Origin of the sequence: Ensifer sp. 4252, from assembly GCF_050434565.1 — a bacterium.
Lineage (GTDB): Bacteria > Pseudomonadota > Alphaproteobacteria > Rhizobiales > Rhizobiaceae > Ensifer.
Map to the genome: position 1 here is coordinate 1 of NZ_JBNDIU010000063.1, position 5,431 is coordinate 5,431.

At 58.5% G+C, this 5,431-nt stretch carries 3 protein-coding genes and 1 pseudogene; 3 read left to right on the forward strand and 1 reads right to left on the reverse strand.

Translation table 11 applies throughout. From position 1 onward, the window contains the following. Positions 1 to 338: 338 nt before the first annotated feature. The 3 genes from ABIE33_RS36035 (at position 339) to catE (ending at position 3,593) form a co-directional block, all read left to right on the forward strand. Positions 339 to 599 (forward strand): hypothetical protein, encoded by a 261-nt coding sequence (locus ABIE33_RS36035; protein WP_429133910.1) that lies wholly within the window; start codon positions 339 to 341, stop codon positions 597 to 599. A 267-nt stretch (positions 600 to 866) separates the two neighbouring features. Then, the gene (locus tag ABIE33_RS36040; RefSeq protein WP_429133912.1) at positions 867 to 1,373 is read left to right on the forward strand and encodes a ferritin-like domain-containing protein; all 507 of its coding nucleotides are present in this window, start codon (positions 867 to 869) and stop codon (positions 1,371 to 1,373) included. A 90-nt stretch (positions 1,374 to 1,463) separates the two neighbouring features. Beyond that, positions 1,464 to 3,593 (forward strand): catalase C, encoded by a 2,130-nt coding sequence (gene catE, locus ABIE33_RS36045; RefSeq protein ID WP_429133914.1) that lies wholly within the window; start codon positions 1,464 to 1,466, stop codon positions 3,591 to 3,593. A gap of 1,548 nt (positions 3,594 to 5,141) precedes the next feature. Here the strand turns inward: catE and ABIE33_RS36050 are convergent. Next, positions 5,142 to 5,431: pseudogene (locus tag ABIE33_RS36050) on the reverse strand (hypothetical protein); the annotation flags it as partial.

Consider the following 5,431-nt stretch of genomic DNA (forward strand, 5'->3'; position numbering starts at 1 on the left):
CAGACATAGCAATTCATACCAAGCTCATTCCCTGAGCTCACACGAATAAACCCGATCCACCGCTATCGCCAGACGGGGTCAATGCACCGCTTACGACTCACCATTCATTCAAATACGAAAAGAAATATTGTGCGGTGCAGCAACCTTATTGCCGCCCCCGTACTACCCGGATGTCTTTGCTGGCGGTGCCATTGTCTCTGGCCTTCCCTATGCCGCCGCCTCGAGCATCCTGAAGCGTTCGATCGCATGCGTGGCCATGGACTCCCCCACACCGGGCCGCCTCCGGCATGAGGGCGCGGCCGACCATTTCTGTTTGGCATGGAACGAGCGACAACGCCGTGGCGATCGAAAATACGGCCGCAATCGTTGCCCAGTGGCGAGGATTGCACGCGCTGCCGAAACATCCGACATCATCCGAAACCTACGAGCGCTACTCTCGCGCCGTCTGGCGCGACGACCTCGGCATGGATGCCATTGAACTCTACCGGATACCCGGCATGGGCCATGGCGTCCCCATCGACGCTTCCACGGGTTATGGTCGGCGCGCGCCTTTCATCGATGTCGGCGTCCCTTCCACAATTCAGATCGCAACAAGCTAGGGTATCGCTGCATCGTTCGAGCGCAGAGAAAGCGCACGAGGTGTAACATCAGAGGACAATCAGCAGCGGCCAACGGGGCCAACCGAGAACGACGGCAGTAAAATCCAATCGGTTATCGAGAGCGCACTACGATCGGCGGGTCTGATGAAGTGAGTTCGGGGCACGCGCCACCGATCAGAAGTTTTATTTTCCGACCGATGGAACGTTGGCCATTCCCGATGGTTGGAGGAGTCCACACCTCACTCGAACATTTGATCGGACACCCACATGGCCACCGAGAAAACCTTGAACGACCTTTTCCTCGACACCCTCAAGGACATCTATTTTGCCGAGAAGCAGATCCTGAAGGCGCTGCCGAAAATGGCACGCGCGGCTCAATCCGCGGAGGGCAAGGCCGGGTTCCTCAAACATCGCGACGAGACTGAAGGCCAGATTGAGCGCCTGGAGCAGGTGTTCGAATTGCTCGGCAAGCCCGCCCGCGGCAAGACATGTGAAGCAATCCAGGGGATCATCGCCGAAGGTGAGGAGATCATGGAAGAATACAAGGGCACTGTTGCTCTTGATGCCGGCCTTATCTCATCGGCCCAAACCGTCGAGCATTATGAAATCGCCCGTTACGGTACGCTCAAGGCGTGGGCAAAGCAGCTCGGTTTGGACGAGGCGATCCTCCTTCTCGACGCCAATCTCCAGGAAGAAATCGCGACGGACCAAATGCTGACGGCGCTCGGCGAAAGCTCTGCCAACGCCAAGGGGGCGTTGAAGAAAGTCAGCTGATGATCAGAAACCTGATCAGGCCGTCTCGAGGGGCGGCCTTTTCGTTGCCCGACACATCTGACCCCTGTACCCGAGCGAGGAACCACAATCATGGCCAAGAAAACAACCGCTTCTGACACAGCCACAATTCACGACGTGAAACTCCAACGCGGCGCCGGTGGCGAGTTGCATCAAATTGCCGAAGGCGAAACGCCCTCGCTGACCACCGCTCAGGGTGGTCCCGTGGCAGACGACCAGAACTCGGTACGCGTTGGGCCACGCGGTCCCCTCGTCATAGACGACTTTCACTTCCGCGAGAAGATCTTCCACTTTGACCATGAACGCATTCCTGAGCGGGTGGTTCACGCGCGTGGTTACGGGGCCCACGGCTATTTCGAGACCTACGAGTCGCTTGCGGCCTATACCCGCGCCGATGTTTTTCAGCGAGCAGGTGAGAGAACACCGGCTTTCGTGCGCTTCTCGACAGTTGCCGGCAGCAAGGGATCGTTCGATCTTGCGCGCGACGTTCGCGGGTTCGCGGTCAAGATTTATACCAACGAAGGAAATTGGGACCTCGTTGGCAACAACATACCGGTCTTCTTCATCCAGGACGCAATCAAGTTCCCCGACATTATTCATGCGGTGAAACCGGAGCCAGACCGGGCCTTCCCGCAGGCACAGTCAGCCCACGACACATTCTGGGACTTTATCAGCCTGACACCTGAAAGCATGCACATGATCATGTGGGTGATGTCGGATCGCGCCATCCCCCGCTCGTTCCGGTTCATGGAAGGATTCGGCGTTCACACCTTCCGCCTCGTCAATGCCAAGGACGAATCAACCTTCGTGAAGTTCCACTGGAAGCCAAAGCTCGGGCTCCAGTCCGTCGCCTGGAACGAAGCTGTCAAGATCAACGGCGCAGACCCGGACTTCCATCGCCGCGATCTCTGGCAGGCGATCCAGTCCGGTAATTTTCCAGAGTGGGAATTGCAGGTCCAGCTTTTCGACCAGGAGTTCGCAGACAGTTTCGACTTTGATGTCCTCGACCCGACGAAGATCATTCCCGAGGAGATTCTGGCGCCCCAGCCCGTCGGACGGCTTGTTCTTGATCGCATGCCTGACAATTTCTTTGCTGAGACCGAACAGGTGGCATTCATGACGCAGAATGTGCCGCCCGGCATCGATTTCAGCAACGACCCACTTCTACAGGGTCGCAACTTTTCCTATCTCGACACGCAGCTGAAACGCCTCGGCGGCCCTAACTTCACGCATCTGCCAATCAATGCGCCGAAGTGTCCCTTCGCGCATTTCCAGCAGGATGGGCACATGGCGATGCGCAATCCCGCCGGCCGCGTGAACTACCAGCCCAATTCTTTCGGGGAAGGCCCGCGGGAATCGCCGATGGGTGGCTATCGCCACTTCCCGGCCCAAGAGGATGGCACCAAGGCGCGGCTCCGGCCGGAAAGTTTTGCCGACCACTACAGCCAGGCTCGACAATTCTACATCAGCCAAACCTCGCCCGAGCAACGTCATATCGCGGCCGCGCTGACCTTTGAGTTGAGCAAGGTCGAGACACCGGTCATTCGCGAACGCATGGTTTCCCATCTCCTCAATATTGACGAGACGCTTGCGACCACGGTCGCTCAGAAGCTGGGCTTCCAATCGATGCCGGAGCCAGCAGACGCGGCGGTGCCCACCCGGCAGGACCTTGAGCCGTCACCGGCGCTCAGCATCATCGAGCGGGGACCTAAACGCTTCGAGGGCCGCAAGCTCGGTATTTTGATCACCGATGGCGTAGATGCGAAAATGTTGAAGGATTTGACGGCTGCAACGATCAAGGAAAAAGCCGTCTGCGAGCTGGTTGCCCCGAAAGTCGGTGGCGTTACGGCCTCGGACGGAACCTGGATCGCGGCGCATCATATGATCGACGGAGGACCTTCCGTCCTCTTCGACGCTGTCGCCTTGCTGCCCTCGGCCGATGCTATCGATGATCTGGTGAAGGAGGCGACCGCCCGCGATTTCGTGGCCGACGCATTCCAGCACTGCAAGTTCATTGGTTACGATCCCACGGCGATGCCATTACTGGAAAAAGCCGGGATCGCCGATGCACTCGACGAAGGGGTGCTTCCCTTGTCGGGTGAGGATGGACTGGCGGCCTTCGTCGCCGAGCTCGGCAAACTGCGCGTCTGGGGCCGGGAACCATCGGTGAAGCTTGGACAAGCTTCACCGCCAGTGAATTAGCATTACGGGAGAGGCCCTCCGTTCCCTTCTTCTCTTGGAGCGCGTGGCGCCCCAAGAGGCCGCTTTCGTCAACCAGAAACAAGATTTTGCTTTCGGCTCGGATCGGGATCGCCCTAGGTTGGCCTCGCTTCGAGCGCGAGATGATTGTATTCGGGCCATGGGCTGTTCCTCGACGCGGTTCTTGCGGGCCCGCCCCCTCCGGCCATCGAAGCTTGCGCGAGATATGGCCGGCTTGGGAACCTTTCGTCAGTTCCGGCTTTGACTCCGCACACGGCTAGACGTTGGAGATTGAAGTGGACTTTGAAACAATCGGTCGTGCACGGTTGATTACACGACTGCCGGCGTACCGTCGGCACCTCGAAGCGTTGCGATTCCCGGCGCTAAAGGAGCTCATGCAAGCCTATGGCTTCACGGCTGCACAACGGGATCGGGTGCAGGCGGTAGAGGGCGGGACGACCCGCCATGTGGTGGAGCTAGAATGCGATTGCTCACGGATGGAGGCGGACGTCTCGCGACTGCTGAGTAACGTGCTTGTTGGAGTAAACTTGAAGCGGCCGGACTGTCGTCTTCGCTAAAAATGCTCGAACATCATCGCCGACATTTTTGCGATCGACGCTAACTGTGCGCAAGGCCCTATCAGCCCGGTAGGATCGATTATGTCGCGGCTCTTTCTGGGTGTTGCTATAGGCGCTAGCCTCAAATGGGCGGCGGTCAAAGGCGGTCGGTTTCTGCCGTGCCGCAGATCGCGCTCAGTTTTGGGGGGCTGCCCGCGCTGGCGATGGCACAAGGGGTTGGAAAAAGCGCCGTTGGATGCCATCATCGTCTCTGCCGGTCCGCTATTCCCATGACGTTAAAAGTCCAGTTGGCTCTCGGGGGTCGCCTAGTCATTGCTGCTCTCGCGCCGTTGTGTATCGCTGCGTGTTTCATCGTCATCGACTGGTCGCCCTTTTCCTCGCCCAATCAACTCCATCATTCCACACCGGACACGAGAGACATCGCGCGCTGCGAATGCCGAACCCAACTCGCTTGAAGGGCAGTGTTCCCTGAAGGACAGGTGATAGATAGGGGTGTTTAGATTGCGTTCGGATGTAGGCCGTTTGCCAGAAGTGGCTGGCGACGCTTGCTACGAATAGTTGGTCTGGTGGAGCCAGTGTTTCGCGCCGAGACGTCGCTGCATCACGGTCGGACACGGTCCTGATTGCGCTGCTCGACCGAGTCCGCGATCAAATTATTGCAGGCAATTGGAACTCATTCTCCATAAGGTTTGAGATGATTCGTGAGGTTCATCAATGCCGACGCCGATCCGTTTCGTCTTACTCAATTTTGGTGAGATTTCTGCCAGACGCAGCGACCTTCTCTCTGACCCCGCGCGCTCTGGGCCACGGCGAGGGGCTAGACCTGCTTGCTGTCGGACTGCAAATCTATGCTTTCGGCGCATCCTTCGGTCTGGGCGCCCTGGCAAACGCCTTGAGCACAGAGGGATGACTGCGAAACACTCCTCGGCGCGGGCACCAGGCCGCCCATGTGGGCGGCCTTGATGTTTTATTGTCAGATAAGCGTCCCACGGCCGGCATATCTCGCCCGCTCTTTCGATCTGTGCCGGGCTGTAGGATCGAGCGTCTCGTCGAAACCGCTCCAGCCTTGCTCGGCATAAGAAGCGCGACGCTGTTCGAGGTCGACCCAGTTGGAACGCTGAAGAATGGCCTGTGCCTGCGCGACCTCCTCGTCAGCAACGCGCGCCGTTGTCATCGGGCGATGAATATTCCGCAAAAAGGGGCAACGAAAATTCCCTAGTTGACGCCGTCGCCGCCAATGCCGGGACGCGTCCCGGCATTGGC